This is a genomic window from Flavobacterium sp. ASW18X (assembly GCF_005144745.1).
Classification (GTDB): domain Bacteria; phylum Bacteroidota; class Bacteroidia; order Flavobacteriales; family Flavobacteriaceae; genus Croceivirga.
On sequence record NZ_SWKK01000008.1, the window covers coordinates 379,860 to 398,483 of the forward strand.

General features: G+C 37.3%; 18 protein-coding genes. 11 read left to right on the forward strand and 7 right to left on the reverse strand.

Going from position 1 to position 18,624, the window contains the following annotated elements; translation table 11 throughout:
* Positions 1–70: 70 nt before the first annotated feature.
* Positions 71–1,234, reverse strand: coding sequence for a PLP-dependent aspartate aminotransferase family protein (locus FBT53_RS07135; RefSeq protein ID WP_136950476.1), 1,164 nt, complete (start codon positions 1,232–1,234; stop codon positions 71–73).
* A 55-nt stretch (positions 1,235–1,289) separates the two neighbouring features.
* Here FBT53_RS07135 and FBT53_RS07140 point away from each other — a divergent pair, with 55 nt between their 5' ends.
* Positions 1,290–2,042, forward strand: a complete 753-nt coding sequence (locus FBT53_RS07140; RefSeq protein WP_136950477.1) for a DUF3298 and DUF4163 domain-containing protein — start codon at positions 1,290–1,292, stop codon at positions 2,040–2,042.
* Here the strand turns inward: FBT53_RS07140 and FBT53_RS07145 are convergent.
* Positions 2,032–2,499: a DinB family protein gene (locus tag FBT53_RS07145; protein WP_169630332.1), complete on the reverse strand. Its 468-nt coding sequence runs from the start codon at positions 2,497–2,499 to the stop codon at positions 2,032–2,034. The two genes, FBT53_RS07140 and FBT53_RS07145, sit on opposite strands and share 11 nt — an antisense overlap.
* Before the next feature lie 77 nt (positions 2,500–2,576).
* On the opposite strand from FBT53_RS07145, the gene FBT53_RS07150 reads away from it, so the two are divergent.
* Together FBT53_RS07150 and FBT53_RS07155 are read left to right on the forward strand one after the other, a co-directional pair.
* The gene (locus tag FBT53_RS07150) at positions 2,577–2,930 is read left to right on the forward strand and encodes an arsenate reductase family protein (protein ID WP_136950479.1); all 354 of its coding nucleotides are present in this window, start codon (positions 2,577–2,579) and stop codon (positions 2,928–2,930) included.
* A complete protein-coding gene (locus FBT53_RS07155; protein WP_136950480.1) occupies positions 2,927–3,820 on the forward strand; it encodes a DMT family transporter in 894 nt (297 codons plus the stop codon). Before FBT53_RS07150 ends, FBT53_RS07155 begins: the two co-directional genes overlap by 4 nt.
* Here the strand turns inward: FBT53_RS07155 and FBT53_RS07160 are convergent.
* Entirely contained in the window at positions 3,804–4,280 is a 477-nt protein-coding gene (locus FBT53_RS07160; protein WP_136950481.1) for a thioesterase family protein, read from the reverse strand. The genes FBT53_RS07155 and FBT53_RS07160 overlap by 17 nt on opposite strands.
* A gap of 104 nt (positions 4,281–4,384) precedes the next feature.
* On the opposite strand from FBT53_RS07160, the gene FBT53_RS07165 reads away from it, so the two are divergent.
* Positions 4,385–5,362, forward strand: coding sequence for a nitronate monooxygenase family protein (locus tag FBT53_RS07165; RefSeq protein WP_136950482.1), 978 nt, complete (start codon positions 4,385–4,387; stop codon positions 5,360–5,362).
* 5 nt (positions 5,363–5,367) lie between these two features.
* Here the strand turns inward: FBT53_RS07165 and FBT53_RS07170 are convergent, their stop codons facing one another.
* On the reverse strand, positions 5,368–7,014 hold the full coding sequence (locus FBT53_RS07170; protein WP_136950483.1) for a cyclic nucleotide-binding domain-containing thioredoxin-disulfide reductase: 1,647 nt from the start codon (positions 7,012–7,014) through the stop codon (positions 5,368–5,370).
* 204 nt (positions 7,015–7,218) lie between these two features.
* Between FBT53_RS07170 and FBT53_RS07175 the strand changes: the two genes are divergently transcribed.
* The 5 genes from FBT53_RS07175 to FBT53_RS07195 all read left to right on the forward strand — a co-directional run bounded on the left by FBT53_RS07175 (position 7,219) and on the right by FBT53_RS07195 (position 11,532).
* Complete coding sequence (locus FBT53_RS07175) at positions 7,219–8,178, forward strand: YheT family hydrolase (RefSeq protein ID WP_136950484.1); 960 nt, start codon at positions 7,219–7,221, stop codon at positions 8,176–8,178.
* 64 nt (positions 8,179–8,242) lie between these two features.
* On the forward strand, positions 8,243–9,598 hold the full coding sequence (locus FBT53_RS07180) for a DUF5689 domain-containing protein (protein WP_136950485.1): 1,356 nt from the start codon (positions 8,243–8,245) through the stop codon (positions 9,596–9,598).
* Positions 9,599–9,653: 55 nt separating this feature from the next.
* On the forward strand, positions 9,654–10,124 hold the full coding sequence (locus FBT53_RS07185) for an ankyrin repeat domain-containing protein (protein WP_136950486.1): 471 nt from the start codon (positions 9,654–9,656) through the stop codon (positions 10,122–10,124).
* Positions 10,125–10,130: 6 nt separating this feature from the next.
* Positions 10,131–10,754, forward strand: coding sequence for an NUDIX hydrolase N-terminal domain-containing protein (locus tag FBT53_RS07190; protein ID WP_136950487.1), 624 nt, complete (start codon positions 10,131–10,133; stop codon positions 10,752–10,754).
* A gap of 1 nt (position 10,755) precedes the next feature.
* A complete protein-coding gene (locus FBT53_RS07195) occupies positions 10,756–11,532 on the forward strand; it encodes an amidohydrolase (protein ID WP_136950488.1) in 777 nt (258 codons plus the stop codon).
* Here the strand turns inward: FBT53_RS07195 and FBT53_RS07200 are convergent.
* Together FBT53_RS07200 and FBT53_RS07205 are read right to left on the reverse strand one after the other, a co-directional pair.
* Entirely contained in the window at positions 11,516–13,135 is a 1,620-nt protein-coding gene (locus tag FBT53_RS07200; protein WP_136950489.1) for an Ig-like domain-containing protein, read from the reverse strand. The genes FBT53_RS07195 and FBT53_RS07200 overlap by 17 nt on opposite strands.
* A gap of 60 nt (positions 13,136–13,195) precedes the next feature.
* Positions 13,196–13,849 carry a ComF family protein gene (locus FBT53_RS07205; RefSeq protein WP_240729779.1) on the reverse strand — a complete coding sequence of 218 codons (654 nt, stop codon included), beginning with the start codon at positions 13,847–13,849 and terminating at the stop codon, positions 13,196–13,198.
* Between the two features lie 84 nt (positions 13,850–13,933).
* Here FBT53_RS07205 and FBT53_RS07210 point away from each other — a divergent pair, with 84 nt between their 5' ends.
* Positions 13,934–14,830, forward strand: a complete 897-nt coding sequence (locus FBT53_RS07210) for a hypothetical protein (protein WP_136950491.1) — start codon at positions 13,934–13,936, stop codon at positions 14,828–14,830.
* A gap of 37 nt (positions 14,831–14,867) precedes the next feature.
* Positions 14,868–16,409 carry a glycine--tRNA ligase gene (locus FBT53_RS07215; protein ID WP_136950492.1) on the forward strand — a complete coding sequence of 514 codons (1,542 nt, stop codon included), beginning with the start codon at positions 14,868–14,870 and terminating at the stop codon, positions 16,407–16,409.
* A gap of 62 nt (positions 16,410–16,471) precedes the next feature.
* Here FBT53_RS07215 and FBT53_RS07220 read toward each other — a convergent pair whose 3' ends face one another.
* Complete coding sequence (locus FBT53_RS07220; RefSeq protein ID WP_136950493.1) at positions 16,472–18,262, reverse strand: carbohydrate-binding protein; 1,791 nt, start codon at positions 18,260–18,262, stop codon at positions 16,472–16,474.
* Positions 18,263–18,624 lie beyond the last annotated feature (362 nt).

The window sequence follows — 18,624 nt, forward strand, 5'->3', positions numbered from 1 at the left end:
TGTAGAATTAGAAATATAACGGCAAAATTATGTTATTTATATAATTTGCAACATTTTTTTTGATAATTTTTCAATCGTTTTCGTCCAGTGCATAACTTAGGTCGTTTAAGAGGTCTTCTACGGCCTCTATCCCTACACTTAAACGTATTAAATTATCTGTTATTCCGTTCTTTAGTCGTTCTTCTTTGGGCATGCTTCCATGGCTCATGGTGGCTGGGTGGCCTACCAAACTTTCTACTCCCCCTAAAGACTCTGCCAAAGTAAAAAGTTTAAGTTTAGAAACGAACTTTTTGGTGTGCTCCATTGCTTCGGTTTGTAACGTAAAAGAGAGCATAGCACCAAAATGGCTCATTTGCTTTTTAGCTATCTGGTGATTGGGGTGTTCTGTAAACCCTGGCCAGTAAACTTTAGCCACTTTAGGATGTTCTTTTAAAAAATATGCTATCCTTTCGGCATTTTCACAATGGCGTTGCATGCGTACATGTAGTGTTTTTATACCCCGTAGCGTCAAAAAACTATCCATAGGACCACAAATAGCACCACTGGAATTTTGTATAAATTTTATCCGCTCTGCCAAAGCGGTTTCCTTCACTATTAAACCGCCTACTACTACATCACTATGGCCACCTAAATATTTGGTGGCAGAATGCATAACTATGTCTGCGCCCAAATCCAGAGGGCGTTGTAAGTAAGGAGTTGCAAATGTATTGTCTACCACTAATAAAACATCTTTATCCACTATGGCATTTGCTATACCAGCAATATCTACCAATTGCATCATAGGATTGGTAGGGCTTTCTAACCAAACCATTTTAGTACGCGTGGAGAAGTGTTGCTTAATATACGCTGGGTTAGAAAGGTCTACGAATTTAAAAGTGATACCGTAGTGTTCAAAAATACCTTTAAAAATACGATAACTGCCTCCGTAAATATCATTAGTACAAAGAACTTCATCATTAGGGCGAAGCAATTTTAATACGGCATCTATGGCAGCCATACCGCTACCAAAAGCGAAACCGTGCGTCCCATTTTCTAAACTAGCCAAGCTATTCTCTAAAGCAGTCCTAGTAGGGTTTGCTCCTCTGGCATAGCCATAGCCCAAATGTTCTCCTGGAGCAGTTTGTGCAAAGGTGGAGGTTTGGTAAATAGGAGGCATTACAGCACCATAGGCTTTTTCTAATGCTTGGCCACCATGGATGGTCTTGGTATTAAATTTTAGTCCTTTTTTATCCATTCCGCATGGTTTTCTTGTGTAAAAGTATAGTTACTTTTGGGACTTTCTTTTAAGTATGTCAAATTTTAGAATTCTTTTAATAAGTATCGCGTTTGTTTTGTTTTCTTGTGAAGATAAAAACGAGGTGTCTTTTGAAAATAAGGTAATTACGGGGAAGGGTTGCACAAATTGTCCCCAAATAAATATAGAGTTACTACAAGCGGTAGGCCAAGATTCCCTGGCTATCAAAATAAACACCATATTGAATGATGAGGTTATTGCCTTATTGAATTTTAACGATGAGCCAAGCGTAGCAAGTGTAGAAGAAGCGGTGACTGCATTTGAAAACAGTTACACGCAATTAAAATCACAGTTTGGTGCAGAGATAGTGCCTTGGGAAGCTGAAATAAATGCGCAAATAGCCCTACAAACAGATTCTTTGGTGACCCTAAAACTAGATGCTTATTCTTTTACAGGTGGTGCACATGGTTATAGTTCTGTGTCTTTTTTAAATTTTAATAAGGCTTTGGCAGCGCCTATGATGAATGACGAATTGTTTTTAGACGTGGAACAGTTTACAACCTTTGCAGAGGCTGCTTTTAGAGCGCAAGAAAAGATACCCACAGCAAAAAATATAAATGCTACGGGTTTTATGTTTGAAGAAGATACCTTTCACCTCCCATTAACTATTGGGTATGGAGCAGATGGCTTGGTACTTTGGTACAACCAGTATGAAATTGCATCCTATGCAGATGGCCCTGTAACTTTGGTTCTACCTTATAAAGAAGTGAATCCTTATTTGGTACTACCAGTAAACATTAAGAATTAGGCTGTATAGCTCTTTTTAAAGCTAAAATGTAGCCAAAGTGCATACCCTCATGAAAATTGTTAAAGCTAATAGCATCTTCCACAGAAGTAAGTTCAAATCCAAAACTAGTCTGGTAAGCGTTGTAGGTGCTAAAAACACCATTTTTATAATCTTCTAGAGTGCGTTTAGGTAAGGTGGTTAGTAGTTCTAAAATTTCGTTAAACTCATCTTCCGTAGGGTTTTCTTCTGGAAATGTTCCTTTGCGATATTTGGCTACTAAGGTATCAGAGATTTGCATTGGAGTGCCACTCAACTTGTAAATTAGCAATTGTTCTGTTACAACAGTGTGTGCAATATTCCACCAAATATTATTATTAAAACCTTCTGGCACGGTAAAAAGCGTGTCTTTGTCTAGGCTTGTTAAAAAATCTTTTAATTTTTCCCTGTTTTCTTGGCAAATTGCAAATACTTGTTCCATGCTATGTTTATGTGCTTTCAAAAATAGGGTAATCCCTTTGAAATCGATTACTTTGTGCTTTAAAAGTTGATTGTAGCATGAAAACAATATTTTATCTAGCCACTTGTAAAACCTGCCAAAAAATCTTAGAAGAATTACAACCTTTAGATGGGGTGGAGCTAAGAGAAATTAAGGAAAAAGGAGTTACCCAGGAGGAATTAGAAGTCATGAGAGGCTTAACAGATAGCTACGAATCTTTGTTCAGTAGAAGGGCTATGTTATTTAGACAACGCGGGTTAAAAGACCAATCCCTAACAGAAGAAGATTATAAAAATCTAATATTAGAACACTATACATTTTTAAAAAGACCTGTAGTTGTGGTAGATGATAGCATTTTTATTGGCAATGCTAAAAAACAAGTAGAAGCCGCTAAAGAAGCTCTACACGGATGAACCAAAGAACGCTAGCAATTCTAGCGGCCTTCGGGGCAACCTTTATCTATGCGCTTACGCATACTATTGCCAAAGGCGTAATGCCAGACTATGTACAACCTTTTGGTTTTATACAACTTAGGGTTACGGGAGCAGCAATACTATTTTGGCTTATTTCTTTCTGGGGTCCTAAAGAAAAAATAGATAGGAAAGATTATTTACGGATGCTGGTAGCTGCCACCCTAGGGATGGTGACCAATATGCTTGCGTTTTTTAAGGGTTTACAATTGTCTACTCCTATTAATAGTGCGGTACTCATTACTATTAGTCCAATAGTAATTGTATTACTTTCTGCCGTTTTTTTAAAGGAAAAGGTTTCTTTAAGAAAAGGGGTTGGTATAGGTCTTGGTCTCGTGGGGGCCTTAGCCTCCATACTATTTGGTCAAGAGTTGCGGCAAGATGCGCCTAATATTCCTGTGGGGAATGCCCTGCTCATTGTTAATGCAGTCTCTTATGCAGGGTACCTTATTCTGGCCAAAAAATTAGTAGAAAAATATCACCCATTTACGTTTATGAAATGGTTGTTTACCCTGGCGATATTCATAAATCTGCCCGTTACTTTTACAGAATTTGCAGCAATTTCTTGGACACAAATGCCGCTCTGGGCTTTTGGTACTATAGCTTTTGTGGTAGTAGGGACTACCTTTTGTACTTACTTGTTTAACATTTTTGCCATGCGCCAATTAAAGCCAAGCACACTAGGAGCATTCATTTATCTGCAACCTGTTATGGGGATAATTTTTGCTGTACTAGTAGGTAAAGACCAGCTAAGTCCTATAAAGGTAATAGCTGGCGCTTTTGTATTACTGGGTGTTTATTTGGCAAGTAAAAAGCCTAAGCCAAGTCCTTAGGGATTTTTGCAAATTTACGTGTATCCTCTTTGGTTAAAAATCTAAAATCTTCTGCACGTTCTTCCTGTAAGAAAACGTCTAAAATCTCTTTAGGTAATCCTGTTAAACTTCGCTTTTTCATATCAATAAAAGCACCCATCATTTCGCAATGTGCTACATTTCTACCTTTATAATCGTAAAAGTTGTGATGAAATTCAAAAAACATTCCATCTTCACTTAAGCCTTTCCATTCTAGAGAAACGCGTATAGGTTTGCCTGGGAAAACCTCTTTAAAGTAGTACATGTGTTCATAAAAAACTACCGGACCAATCCCATACTGTTCAAACTCCTTGTGCCCAAAACCTATTTGGGTTAAGTAGGCCATACGGGTATGGCTCATAAAGTTAATATAAGCAGAATTGGCCAAATGTCTGTTGGCATCTACATCACTCCAGCGAACTTCAAAATCCTTTAAAAACATAGTACTAAATTTTATTATGCATGCATAGTATTCACAAAAATAACATAGATTTGAAGAGTAGCTTTATATTTAAGCTGAATTATCAAAAATTTAAACTGAAGACAATGAGCCAAAAAGCAGCTTTTATAGATCAACTTTCCTTGCCAGCCATTTCTGCGCCTATGTTTTTAATCTCTGGTCCAGAATTAGTTATAGAATGTTGTAAAAACGGAATAGTAGGGACATTCCCCGCGTTAAACCAACGTTCTAGTGAAGGTTTTGAAGAATGGTTGATCCAAATTAAAACCGAATTAAAGCAATGGGAGGAGGAAACGGGTAAAAAAGCGGCTCCTTTTGGTGTCAATATAGTGGTACACCCTACCAATCCAAGAGTTGAGGCAGATGTTAAATTGTGCGTAAAACACCAAGTACCTTTAGTAATTACCTCGTTAGGAGCGGTACAAATGGTGGTAGATGCAATCCATAGCTATGGTGGCCTAGTTTTCCACGATGTAATTAAGAAGAGGCATGCTCAAAAAGCTGCTGAAGCTGGTGTAGACGGATTAATTTTAGTGGCTGCAGGTGCCGGGGGTCATGCGGGTACTATAAATCCTATGACCTTGGTGGCAGAGATAAAAACGTTTTTTGATAAGACGATAATTTTATCGGGTTGTATCTCTAACGGTAGAGATATTGCCTCTGCTATGCAAATGGGAGCGCATTTAGCATATATGGGTACACGATTTATCAATACCAAAGAAAGTTTAGCGCCTACAGCGTATAAAGATATGATTGAGGATTCTGGCGCTAGTGACGTAACCTACACAAAGGCAATTTCTGGAGTGCATGCAAACTTCTTGAGTAAAAGTTTGGCAGCTGCCGGACTCACAGAGGAAGATTTAGCAAAAGATCAAAAAATAGATTTTGGTAAAGAAATGGATACGGAGGCAAAAGCATGGAAAACCATTTGGAGTGCTGGCCAAGGGGTTGCTAGTATAGAAGATACTTTGCCTGTTGCAGATTTAGTGACTAAACTTAAAACCGAATTTAAATCTGCTATAGAGGAACAAGCTAAATTGTTAGAAACCTTTCCTAAGGACTAACTTTATTAGATAGATATTTTTTTAAGGTCGGCCAGGTACTGATGTACTTGGCTTACGGCCATAGAACCTTCACCAACGGCAGATGCTACCCGTTTAACAGAGCCTTTACGGACATCGCCCACGGCAAAAAAGCCTGGAATACTAGTTTCTAAAGATTGCGGTTTTCGAGTTTTAAAAATCTCACAGGCGAACAATTTCTTAGCATCAATGCCAGGACCAGTACAGATAAAACCTTTTTCATCAGTCTCCACTAAATCTACAACCCAATCCGTGCAAGGTTTGGCGCCAATAAACGTAAATAGATTAGTAATTTTCTCTTGCTTTTCACCCTCTGTTTTATGTTGTAATACAACCGATTCTAAATGGTACTGACCGTGTAATGCTTTTACTTCTGTGCTTTTTAAAACGGTGATGTTGTCAGCGGCCAAAATGCGTTGAACTAAATAATCACTCATTTTTGCCCCAAGGTCTTCTCCTCTTAAAATAACAAAAACTTTTTTAGCGTGGTCTGCTAAAAATAGCGCTGCTTGCCCTGCAGAGTTACCCCCGCCAACAACGCCAACCAATTCGTCTTTACAGGCAGATGCATTCATTCCGGTAGCGGAATAAAAAACGCCGCTGCCCTCGTATTTTTCTATGGTAGAAAGGGGTAATTGACGGTATTCTGCACCCGTGGCAGCAATTACAGCTTTGGCCTGTATTACCTTGTTATTTGTAGCAGTTACGGTAAAACAACCTTCATTGTAGGTTACTTTTTCTGCGCGATGAGGTATAGATATATTACACCCAAACTTCTGAGCCTGTACGTAAGCTCTGTTGGCTAAATCACTACCAGAAATTCCTGTGGGGAATCCCAAATAGTTTTCAATCTTGGAGCTCTTGCCCGCTTGTCCTCCAGGCGCTTTACTATCTATTGTTACTACATTTAGTCCTTCAGAAGCAGCATACACACTAGCCGCTAAGCCTGCTGGTCCTGCGCCAATAATTAACAAATCAAAAACAATGTCTTCAAATTCCATTAGAACACCGGTGTAGGTAGCAAGTTGTTCTAGCGATGGGTTTTGGCAGATTTCTGCTTCGCTATTAATCAAAAAGGGTAAATCTTCTTTATTGCGTCCAAAATGTGTTAATAAGGCTTCCGCATCCTCAGAAGCATCAACATCTAAAAAATTATACCATAGATGGTTTTTATCCATGAAATCCCGAATAGCATAGGTTTCTTTAGAATTAGAAGAACCTATTAATTTTAAGCCACCTTGGTATTGAGAAAGTACTGTTTCTTGCCGTAATAAAAAGGCATTCAATAATACATCACTTATTTCGCTATGCTTGGCAATAGCTTCCTTTAGTTGTTGAGATGTTAAACGCAGTACGCAGGTTTTAGCCTGTGCTATTCCATTAAACTGAGCACTTCTGTGAGATAGCATACCGCTATCCCCGGTAAATTCATTCTTTTTATGAATGGTTAAAGGATGATGTTTATTAGCCGGATTTTCAATGGTAATTTGACCGTCCATTACTACAAAAAAATCATATTGCTGGTCGCCTGCTTTAATGATGGTTGTACCTTCTGAAAAATGCTCTATGGTTCCAAATTGCTTCAATTGTGCAATTTGCCGTGCTGTTAATTCTGGAAACTTTTCGTCTTTCATAAATCCTTTTTAAGCTTTAAAAATAGTCCTACTACGCCTAAAAGTTAATCTGTGTCCAGTTTCTAAAAAGCGGGTTTTGCATAGGTATTTTAAACAAGAATACTTCTTATTGCTAAAGTTTAGCTATCCTTTAAAAATAATATAACTTTTCTAGTATGGCTAAGCTTGCGTAAAATTGTAGTTTGGTACTATAAAAGCTTTAATATGCCTTTAATTCCCTCTGACTACAAACCACCTTTTATTTTTAGAAATGGGCATTTTTCTACCATTTATGCAGGTGTTTTTAGAAAGATAAATGGTGTTATTCAAAATAGGGAGCGTTTAGAACTACCAGATGGGGATTTTATGGATTTGGATTGGAGCGAGAGCAAAGTGCCTACTCATAAGGTATGCATATTGTTACATGGTTTGGAGGGTAGTGCGCAAAGACATTACATTACAGGTTCTGCAAAATCTCTTAATTTAAACGGGTACGATGTTTGTGCAGTGAATTTTAGAGGTTGTAGTGGGGTGCCTAATAGGTTGTATAAAAGTTATCATTCTGGTGCATCAGAAGATTTACACCAAGTTGTTGCACATATTTTGCAACACAAGAAGTACGAGCAACTTTATTTAAAAGGTTTTAGTCTTGGTGGCAATGTTATCTTAAAATATCTTGGAGAACAGAGCGTTTTGTCTTCCAAAATAGTAGGTGCTGTAACGGTTTCTGTGCCCTGTAGTTTAGAGAGTGCCTGTGCCAAACTTTTGGCCTCTAATAATGCATTGTATTCTAAACGGTTTAAAAAAACTTTGTTAGAAAAGTTGTATGCCAAACAAGCACAATTTCCCGATAAACTCTCGGTAGAGCAAATAAAAAGTATAGCTACTCTTAAAGACTTTGATGATGTCTACACGGGTCCTGCTCATGGTTTTAAGGATGCCGTTACTTATTACACCAAATGTAGTAGCAAGCAGTTTTTAGCGGGTATAAAAGTGCCTACATTGCTAATAAATGCTAAAAATGATACTTTCTTAGGACCAGAATGTTATCCTTATGAGGAGGCTGTTGCTAATGACTTCCTAAATTTAGAGGTGCCAGATTTTGGCGGACATGTTGGTTTTTGGGGAAAAGAAAATATAAGTTACACAGAAGAACGTTGTATACAGTTTTTCAAAAACCTATAATGTTGATTTGTTTGTGGTTATCATTTAATTATACTACTTTGGAGCATGCCAAACCATTAACAGGATGCACCAAAAACTACTTTGTTTAGGTTTTTTAGTGCTGTTTTTTTTAGGATGCGTAGTTGATAAAGACTTTGACGCTCCAGAGCAAAATTGCCTAGCGCCTTGGAAACCTAACACTACTTATGAGGCAGTAAAAGGTCTTTATAAGGGAGAAACAGTACAAATATTACAAGATTTGGTTATCGAAGGTTACGTAACCTCTTCTGATCAAGCGGGCAACTTTTTTAGTGTATTGCATTTTCAAGATAAACTAGAAAATCCAACAGACGGTATGCAATTACAATTAGATGTAAGGGCTACCCATTTACGGTATCCGCCTGGGAGCAAGATTACCATAAACCTTTATGGTTTATACCTAGGACAAAGTAAAGGTGTTTATACGTTGGGTGGTACTTTTGTTGCTTTTGGTGCCACAAGTGTAGGGCGTTTACCGGCACTCAAAGTGCCAGAACATTTATTTGTAAGTTGCGAGCAAGGGGCTATAATTCCTAATAAATTAGGGCTAAAAGATATAGATAGTACCAAAACTAACACCTTAGTTCAATTTGAGAATATGGAGTTTGATGCTACCCTGATAGACAGCACTTACGCTCAACCGCAAGTTGCTGTGGATAGAATGCTTTTAAATTGCCAAGATGAAACCTTAGTGTTGAAAACAAGTGGCTTTTCAGATTTTTCTTCTGCAATTTTACCAGCTGGTAGTGGTACTATTACTGGAGTTTTATTAAGGGAACGCAATGATTATTTTCTGGTATTACGAGATACTTTAGATGTGCAGTTTACCCAAGAACGCTGCGCAGCTGTAATTACTGAATTTACTAGTGATGCTTTATTTTTTACAGAATTGGCAGACCCTAATAACAATGCAGATGCTCGTTTTATAGAATTGTATTATGCTGGTAATGAAAATTTATCTCTAAATAAGTGGTCTATACAACGTTATACCAATGCAAATACCGAAGTAAGTTCCGTAATAGATTTGTCAGAGATTGTATTAGAGCCAAATACATTCCTAATAATTGCTAAGAATGCATCAGAATTTGAACGGGTATATGGTTTTAGTCCAGATATGGAGGCCGGGAGTAATAGTCCTGCCGATTCTAATGGTGATGATAATCTGTTCTTGGTAGACGCATTTGGGACTGTTATAGATGCTTTTGGCATCATAGGTGAAGACGGTACGGGTACCAATCATGAGTTTGAAGATGGTAAGGCAATCCGCAATAGCAATATTACTAAGGCAAATCCAATCTTCTCTTCAGAAGAATGGCAAGTTTTTAATGATTCTGGTTCTCCAGGCACGGTAAATAGCCCTCAAAATGCTCCAGAAGATTTTTCTCCAAGCCAGCGAGATTAACATACCGTAAACACTAAGTTGTCCTTAAAATTGGCTATCTTCAAATGGTAAAATTATGGAAGAAAAAAATAGCTTTTTTAACGAGGTAAGAAATGGCAACGCTACTGCAGTTGGCCAGATGATAGCAGCGCAACCAGATTTGGTAAAAGTAATAGATGATAGAGGGTCTACCCCCTTAATACTAGCAGCTTATTACGGACACGAAGCCGTGGTTACAGAACTGCTAAAACACCAAATTTCTATTGATGCAAAAGACGGTACTGGGAACACGGCACTTATGGGAGTTTGTTTTAAAGGCTATACTGCTATAGCAAAAATACTCATAGAAAGCGGTGCAGATGTTAACATAACCAATGCTATGGGTGGAACGTGTTTAATTTATGCGGCAACATTTGGCCATAAAGATATTGTGGCATTATTGTTAGAAAATGGTGCAGATAAGGGAGCTAAAGATGCTCGCGGAAATACGGCTTTAGACCATGCAAAAATGCAAGACAAAAAAGAATTGATGAGTTTGTTAGAATAAGAAGTTTTGGCAAAACAAGAACAACTCAATTTAATAAAACGGCTTATTTCTTTATCAGACTTGGGCCTACTTTATGCCCAAGACCCTTATGACCAAGAGCGCTACACAGAGCTTAAACAAATAGGACTGGAATTGTTAAGAAGTGTTACTGATGTTCCACTTAAACAATTAAAGCATTTTTTTATGCCACCAGAAGATTATCCTACAGCTAAAGTAGATATACGTGCTTTTGTGTTGAATGATGCTGGTCATATTCTTTTAGCCCAAGAAGGTTCTGATGGTAAATGGACTATTCCAGGTGGTTGGGCAGATATTGGCAATACACCAAAAGAGGTGGCAGAAAAAGAAGTTTGGGAAGAAACAGGTATTGCGGTCAAGGTAAACCGCTTGTTAGCTGTTTATGATAAGCAACGGCATCCACACCCAGAAGAGCCTTTCTACATTTATAAATTAGTATATGCTTGTACGGTGGTTGGGGGCCAATTAAATCATGGATTTGATATGCTAGATGCAGCATGGTTTGCCCTAGAAGACCTGCCAGAGCTTTCTACACCAAGAATTTTAAAATCGCAACTAATACAGCTGCATGCTATGGTATTAGAGAATAAGTTAGAGGTATATTCAGATTAGGATGAAGAATGATTTAAACGTAGCATTGGTGCAAACACATCTATTATGGGAAAACCCTGTAGCCAATAGAAAACAATTGGAAACTAAGATTAAGGCTATAGATGCGGATACAGATGTAATAGTATTACCAGAAATGTTTACCACAGGGTTTACAATGCAACCGCAAATTATCTCTGAACAGGAAACAGAAAAGGCCGTTGCGTGGATGCAAACCTTGGCTAAGGAAAAGGATGCTGCTATTGTTGGGAGCTTGGCTTTTAAAGAAAAAGAAGATTATTACAATCGGTTATTGTTTGTAGCGCCTAGTGGCGATTTACATGCCTATGACAAAAAACATACCTTTACTTTGGCGGGAGAGAACAAGGTCTATAAGTCTGGAATAAAGAAAATCACTATACCGTTTAGGGGATTCAGCATCTGCCCGTTAATCTGTTATGATTTACGTTTTCCGGTTTGGGCTCGGAATACAACGGACTATGATGTGTTGCTCTACGTCGCTAATTGGCCAAAGCCTAGAATTACTGCCTGGGATACTTTGCTAAAAGCCAGAGCGATAGAAAATATGGCATATTGTATTGGGGTGAATAGAATAGGCATAGATGGGTATGGGTATGAATATCCAGGACATTCTGCCGTATATGATGTTTTGGGTAATCCTTTAGCTTTTTCAGAAAAGGACGAGGTGCTACACGTACAACTGTCAAAAAATCATATTACTCAAAACCGAGAAAAGCTTCGGTTTTTAGATGATAAAGATGCTTTTACTCTGTTATCGTAAAGGTATTTTCATATTCAGAAAAAGCTCTGATATCCATCACATCAGGATAGTATATTATTTTCTCTGGTTGTTTTCCTTTTAAAAAATTACCCGTATCCCATTTGCCATTTTCATTCGCATCAAAAATAACACGAACCCTATATTCTCCGGGGAGTAGTTGACCGAAATCTATAGGTGTAAATTCGGTTAATGTAACCTCCCTTACCAGTTCGTCTTCTGTATCTGTAAGTTGTACAATTACGGGGAAGGTTACATTGCCTGCTAGATTAAATGTTAAATCACCATAATCTGCTAAACTACCTGTGGTTAAGGTTGTTTTTATGGTATCGTTAGCCTGGCCAAAAAAATCAGTCATAGCACCAGGTAGCGCTGTAATATAATACTTTTGATTGTCTAGTAATTCAAAATTAAGGGCAACCTCATTGTTTATCGTATCTAGAATAGGAGAAATACTTACTTGAGTAGAATCTATATTCAATACCTGGAAATAGGATGAATCTATGTTTGTTAACGGTGTAGTGGCAGTGTATTTAAATTGCTCCCTAAAATTAATTCTACTGCTATGGCTTGGGCTTATTTTTAAACTATCTAAAGCCAACTTTCTTGTTTTTACCGTAAAAGTATCTTTAGTTTTCCATTGGTTATTGGTAACACTAAAAACAATAGAGTCTAAATCTGTTGGGGTAATCCAATAGTTTAGTGTGTCTTTGTCTTTTTCTTTTTTCACTATTGTTTTAACACTGTCTGGTAAAATAGTGAGTGGAGTTATTTGCGTGCTATCTCCAGCACCAGAATATCCAAAAATAATCTTGTTCTTTGCCACATAAGAAGGTACTGCTGCGGTAAAATCGGGAACTTCTTTAAACAAACTCAGTAAATAAATAGAGTCAGTGGGCAGGGTAATGGTATCTTCTAAAAACGCTATTTTATCTGCGCGTTGGTCAAAAACATTGTTTTTGCCTGCATCTTTTAATCCAAATAGTTTGTATTGACCAGCTTTTAAATAGCTAAGCTTAAATATGGGTAAACTATCTAAAGTGTTGGTCATATAATTTGGTGGGTATTTGTAGATGGTAGAGTCGTTGTAAGCAGTATCAATTTCATAAAGCATCACACTAATAAATTCGTCTGCTTTTCTCTTAAAAGCATCTTTAACCGCGCCGCTGAGCGTCAAAGAATCAATTACATCTCCAGTAGAAAATACATAAGTAAATAGATTGTACGGATTACCTTCGTTATGATCTACAATACTTTGTCCAAAATTGATGGTGTATGTAGTATTTTCTCTTAAAGTGTCTTTAAAAACAATTTCAATGCTTTTACTTGCCGAACCTTGTGGTGTAATTTCTGGCTGGTATTTAAGTGGTGGAGAAATTATCAATTGGTCTTGTAAATCCTTTAGCTTAATATACTCATCAAACTCTAGCTTTATTTTTTTACCCTTAAAATTTTTAGTGAGGTTGGGGGGCGTAGCCTTTTCTAAAACAGGAGCACTAATATCTTTTGGACCACCAGAGGGGCTGCCCCGTCTTGCACATTGCCAAAGGGTGATTATAGATAACAATAAAAAGGTAAGACTTAATAACTTTTTGAGCAATTTCATTAGCGATACTTAGCTAGAACAAAGAAACAACATATTCCGTAATGCCAAAGTTAACTTCTGTTAAGGAACTACGGCTAATGTGGCTACGTATATATTTACATTTGGTATGGTGTGTAAAGCATTAATGCAGGCCTCTAAGGTTGCTCCAGTAGTAATTACATCATCTATAAGTAAGATAGACTTGCCATTCAGTTGCGCTGCATCTTTAACTTTGTATAGCTCTTGCACGTTTTTCCAACGGTTTAACCTAGTTTTCTTGGTTTGCGTACGCGTATTTGCGGTTTTATACAAAATCTGAGGCAAATATGAAGTGTTCAATTCATGGGCTAAAGCTTTACCAAAACCATCTAACTGGTTGTAGCCGCGTTGTTTTAATTTTTTAGGATGAAGCGGTACTGGGACAATTCCCGCTAAAGAAATGTTAGCAAAATCGTTTGCAATTTTCTGTCCAAACCAAGCGCCAAAATAGCTACCTATTTGCTCCTGATTTTGATATTTTAAGGCGTGTAAAAGCTGTTTTGCTTTGCCATTTTTATGAAAATACAAGAACGATGCCGCCTTACTTATGTGTGCTCTGCCATAAAAAATACGGTCTACGGCATTTTCTTCAGAAAAATTTTGATCGGTGAACGGCAAATCGTGCCGACAAAACGTACATAAAATATGTTCTCCCCTAAATAATTGTTCATTACATCCAAAACATAGTTTGGGCAATAGTATAGAGTTAATATCGTTTATTATATTTGACGACCAATTCAAAATCATATCTTTTACCTACATATCAGCTACCTAAAAAAAATGGAATCTCAAGATACCAATTTCAATTATAAAATAATACTTGCCGCTTTGGTAGCTGTCATCATTGCTATACTCATAGCTTTTTACTACAGCTATGCACAGAGTCAAAACCAATTAGTGTATCTAGAAGACGAGAAAAAATTATTGGTAAAAGACCTGGCTTTGATGAAGGCAGAGGTAGACCGTTTAGCGGGTTTAAATGAGGTGAATGATATTGAATTACAGTCTTCTAAGTTTCGCATAGACGAATTGATGGATTCTGTAGGCCGCTTAAACTTTAATATTTTAAAATTAAAAGAAGACCGCAAATTACTTCGTAAACTAGAAGCGCGCTTTGATAGTTTAAAAATCAAAAACAATTTCTTACGCTACAACAATCAATTGCTGACAGAAAAATATTCCAAAACCGTTAGGCAGATGGAAGATTTAAAAGGAAAGACAAGTACGTTGGCAGAAGCAGAGGCGGTAGCAAGGCGTAAGAACCTAGAGTTAACTAAGGAACTTAAAGTAAAGAGCTACTTAAAAATGCAGCAAGCAGAAGGAGCGGGCTTTAGGTTGCGAGCTGGTAGACCATTAAAAACGAACAAAGCAGACGTCATAGAAAAACTACGTGGTTGTGTTACTATCTTAGGTAATCCTAACGAACGTGGTGAAGTTAAGGTAATTTACTTTCAATTTTTAGATCCAGACATGGCCGTTATAGAGGATAATGCAAGCCTAATAAATGTGGCCGGCAATACCTATAGCAAACGTGTAGAAATTGTGTACATGGGTAAAGAACTAGATGTATGCGATGCTATTACAATTCCAGAAGGATCTATAAAACCTGGAATCTACACCTTAAATGTATTTGAGGGCGAAAGACTGCTTACCTCTTCAGAATTTCAGTTAAAATAAGGTTTACTCTTTTGCACCATTGTTTTACATTTGCCAAATGGCAAATCAAGAAGACGTTTTTAAGAAGGTAATATCACATGCCAAGGAATATGGTTATGTGTTTCAGTCTAGTGAAATTTATGATGGTTTAAGCGCTGTTTATGACTATGCCCAAAACGGAGTAGAGCTCAAAAAGAATATCCGTGAATACTGGTGGCAAGCTATGGTGCAATTGCATGATAATATTGTGGGTATAGATGCTGCAATCTTTATGCACCCGACCACATGGAAAGCCTCTGGCCACGTAGATGCCTTTAATGATCCCTTAATTGATAATAAGGATTCTAAAAAAAGATACCGTGCAGATGTTTTGGTAGAAGATTATGTAGCCAAAATTGAAGCTAAAATAGACAAAGAAGTTGCTAAGGCTGCCAAACGATTTGGAGCTACTTTTGACAAAGAACAATTTTTAGCTACCAATGGTAGAGTAAAGGATTATCAAGAGAAAGCAGATACTATTCTAAAAAGGCTAGGACAATCGTTAGAAAAAGAAGATTTAGCAGATGTAAAAGCCTTGATAGAAGAGTTAGAAATTGCCTGTCCTTTATCGGGCTCTAAAAACTGGACAGACGTTAAGCAGTTCAACTTAATGTTTGGCACCAAACTAGGAGCTACTGCAGAAAGTGCAATGGATTTATACCTTAGACCAGAAACGGCACAAGGCATATTCGTTAACTTTTTAAATGTACAGAAAACAGGAAGGATGAAAATTCCTTTTGGAATTGCCCAAACAGGTAAAGCATTTAGGAACGAGATTGTAGCTAGGCAGTTCATCTTCCGGATGCGTGAGTTTGAGCAGATGGAAATGCAATATTTTATAAAGCCAGGTACTCAGAAAGAGTGGTACGATGCTTGGAAAGAAAAACGCCTAAATTGGCATTTGTCGCTAGGAATGGGAGCAGATAATTATCGTTTTCATGACCACGAAAAACTAGCGCACTATGCAGATGCCGCGTGTGATATTGAGTTTAAATTTCCATTTGGATTTAAAGAGTTAGAAGGTATCCATTCTCGTACGGATTTTGATTTAGGCAGCCATGAAAAATATTCAGGTAAAAAACTACAGTATTTTGACCCAGAAGAAAATAAAAGTTATGTGCCATATGTACTAGAAACTTCTATAGGTTTAGATAGGATGTTCTTAGCAGTTTTTGCCAATAGTTTGGTAGAAGAAGAACTAGAAAATGGAAGCACACGTACGGTATTAAAGTTACCCGCTGTATTAGCGCCAAATAAAGTAGCTATTTTACCATTGCTTAAAAGAGATGGTTTGCCAGAAGTAGCCCAAAAATTAGTAGATGAATTAAAGTGGGACTTTAACGTTACTTATGATGAAAAGGATGCTGTAGGCCGCAGGTATAGAAGGCAAGATGCCAACGGAACACCATTTTGTGTAACTATAGACCATCAAACTTTAGAAGATAATACGGTTACTATTCGCCATAGAGATTCTATGGAGCAAGAAAGAATACCAATAGACCAAGTAAAAGAGATTGTATCTAAAGCGGTAGACATTCGCTACTGGTTGCAAAAAATTTAAGTTTTATTTAAAGATATAAAAAGGGAGGTTACTAGTAACATCCCTTTTTTATGGAACCGAACTTATTGTTCTATGACAATTTTACCATAAACAACATCCTCTATGGTTAAAATGTAAATACCATTTGCTAAAGAAGAAGTGTCTATAAAATTACCATTGTAGCTGCCCGTTAACGCCTCTTTTCCTGCTAGGGTATGGAATTGATATCTACTCCCCTCTACTCCATTTGTTATTTGCAACTGGTTACTTGTTGGGTTAGGATGAGCTACCACTACCTTAGTTTCTGTAATATTAGTCTGTAAACTTACCATGGCGCTTACTTTTTTTAAAGTAATCTTATCCAAGTTCCATTGCCATGCGTCTTTACCAGCTTTTATCCTTAGGATATGATTGCCAGCCGTAAAATTAGCACGTTGTGGGGCAGTAAAGTCAGAAAAAGAATTCCAATTACCGGTACTTGCTAAGGTATTTGTAAAGAAGGGCGTGTTTACAATACCAAATTCAATACTTCTGTTGGCAAGTGGAGTTGCATAGGTATAGGTAACTTCATAAGCACCACTCTCAGGGATATTTATAAGGTAATCCATATAATCACCACCATTAACATAATTAATAATAGTACCTGCTTTGTTTGCTCCAAAAGGAACTAAGCCATCATTAAAAGAACCGTTAGTAGCGGAAAACCTTTCTGCTTGTATGGTAATACTATTTCCAGTGGCGTTAGTGTCAACAGGTTTATATGTTCTAATCCAATCCACCTTCATAGTATTACGCGCAGGATTGTTTAGTTGAGCATCTGTAGGGGTACGGTTGGCCTCCACGTGCCAATTCTGTGACTCCACATTAATTATAATATCCATCTCTTTAGTAAATCCATTGCCATTCTGATAGTTGTAAGGGTCTATTATACTAACAGAACTTGCATTACTAGCTGCTTGTAGTGTACTCAAAGAATAATTACTTGCTGTTGCATAGGTAATCATTTTTTGAAAACCAGTCGCAGCATCAAAATCTAGTTGACCATTAGTCATGGTAGGATAGGTATAGCTCCAGGTCCCGTTTCTGTTGGTGGCAACGGCCTTATCATATAAAACTCTAACCAAATTACCATCAATATAATATTCAAAATGGGTAGGGCTAATCCAATGCACCCCAATCCTTACATAGCGCCTATTTCCATTATTCCAATGGTAAGAGCCCCAATCAGAAACTCCGTTTTGGCTCCACCAGCTGTCAAAATCCCTAGGTTGATAATCCGTAAACGGTTGTCTTACAAAAGAATGATGGCTTAAATGTATAAATTCAGAAAAGAAAGCATTGCCTTGTTCATTACCCCCATAACATTCTATAATATCTATTTCTTGTGTATCGTCTGGACTCAATAACCAGACATCAGAGGCCAAAACAATATCCGCTACGCTTACCCAAGCTTCTACAAAAACGGGGTATTTAACCCTAGAATTACTCGTGATACAACCTGCATTAATACCATCATTAGGTCTATTCATTTTATTAGGTAGCACAGATATAGGTTGTGGCTCATTAGCGGTTTTCCATCTAGAGGCTTTAAAAACCAAGTCAGTACCATTAACAGAAACATGATTGTATTTCCAATAGGTTGTACCTGGACCATCCCACCCGTAATGGTAAAAATTGTACCATTTACCACTACCAAAATTACTTTTAGCGTTGGTTGCATTAAATTGATAGTTAAAATCATCCGAAGCACTGGGGACTAATTGCCATGTTTTATTGGCGCCTGGATATGCAGGTACAGGAAAATTGTTCCATTCTTGTGCAAAGGCTAGCGATGCTATTAGAAGAAGGTAAGCACTTAAAACTAATTTTTTCATTAGTTGTTGTTTTTAGGTTGATAATTCATTTTAAATTGATTTGAGGTGTTAAAAATCAAGATGTAATAATTATTGAAAGCTTTCTTTTTAAAATTCTTAATTATTAAGGCGATAATTCATTTTTTGATATAGACAGAAACTGTACAGTCATTGATGAATACGATTAAATGCCGCAGCGAATAAGGGAAACCGCTTGTCTAGCTTATGTTCAATAAACAATACAGCACAATGTTCTTTTTAACGAGTTAATAGCACTGCTGCATAATAAGTAACTAGGGGTTTGTAGTGGACAACTAGAGTAGTGCTTATTTATAAAAATGATGATTATCAGAGTTTCTATAAGAAAAATTAATACTTAGATA

Bases quoted from the DNA above. Each gene is read 5' to 3' on its own strand.
- FBT53_RS07135 (WP_136950476.1), bottom strand. From the start codon at position 1,234: ATGGATAAAAAAGGACTAAAATTTAATACCAAGACCATCCATGGTGGC.
- FBT53_RS07140 (WP_136950477.1), top strand. From the start codon at position 1,290: ATGTCAAATTTTAGAATTCTTTTAATAAGTATCGCGTTTGTTTTGTTT.
- FBT53_RS07145 (WP_169630332.1), bottom strand. From the start codon at position 2,499: ATGGAACAAGTATTTGCAATTTGCCAAGAAAACAGGGAAAAATTAAAA.
- FBT53_RS07150 (WP_136950479.1), top strand. From the start codon at position 2,577: ATGAAAACAATATTTTATCTAGCCACTTGTAAAACCTGCCAAAAAATC.
- FBT53_RS07155 (WP_136950480.1), top strand. From the start codon at position 2,927: ATGAACCAAAGAACGCTAGCAATTCTAGCGGCCTTCGGGGCAACCTTT.
- FBT53_RS07160 (WP_136950481.1), bottom strand. From the start codon at position 4,280: ATGTTTTTAAAGGATTTTGAAGTTCGCTGGAGTGATGTAGATGCCAAC.
- FBT53_RS07165 (WP_136950482.1), top strand. From the start codon at position 4,385: ATGAGCCAAAAAGCAGCTTTTATAGATCAACTTTCCTTGCCAGCCATT.
- FBT53_RS07170 (WP_136950483.1), bottom strand. From the start codon at position 7,014: ATGAAAGACGAAAAGTTTCCAGAATTAACAGCACGGCAAATTGCACAA.
- FBT53_RS07175 (WP_136950484.1), top strand. From the start codon at position 7,219: ATGCCTTTAATTCCCTCTGACTACAAACCACCTTTTATTTTTAGAAAT.
- FBT53_RS07180 (WP_136950485.1), top strand. From the start codon at position 8,243: ATGCACCAAAAACTACTTTGTTTAGGTTTTTTAGTGCTGTTTTTTTTA.
- FBT53_RS07185 (WP_136950486.1), top strand. From the start codon at position 9,654: ATGGAAGAAAAAAATAGCTTTTTTAACGAGGTAAGAAATGGCAACGCT.
- FBT53_RS07195 (WP_136950488.1), top strand. From the start codon at position 10,756: ATGAAGAATGATTTAAACGTAGCATTGGTGCAAACACATCTATTATGG.
- FBT53_RS07200 (WP_136950489.1), bottom strand. From the start codon at position 13,135: ATGAAATTGCTCAAAAAGTTATTAAGTCTTACCTTTTTATTGTTATCT.
- FBT53_RS07210 (WP_136950491.1), top strand. From the start codon at position 13,934: ATGGAATCTCAAGATACCAATTTCAATTATAAAATAATACTTGCCGCT.
- FBT53_RS07215 (WP_136950492.1), top strand. From the start codon at position 14,868: ATGGCAAATCAAGAAGACGTTTTTAAGAAGGTAATATCACATGCCAAG.
- FBT53_RS07220 (WP_136950493.1), bottom strand. From the start codon at position 18,262: ATGAAAAAATTAGTTTTAAGTGCTTACCTTCTTCTAATAGCATCGCTA.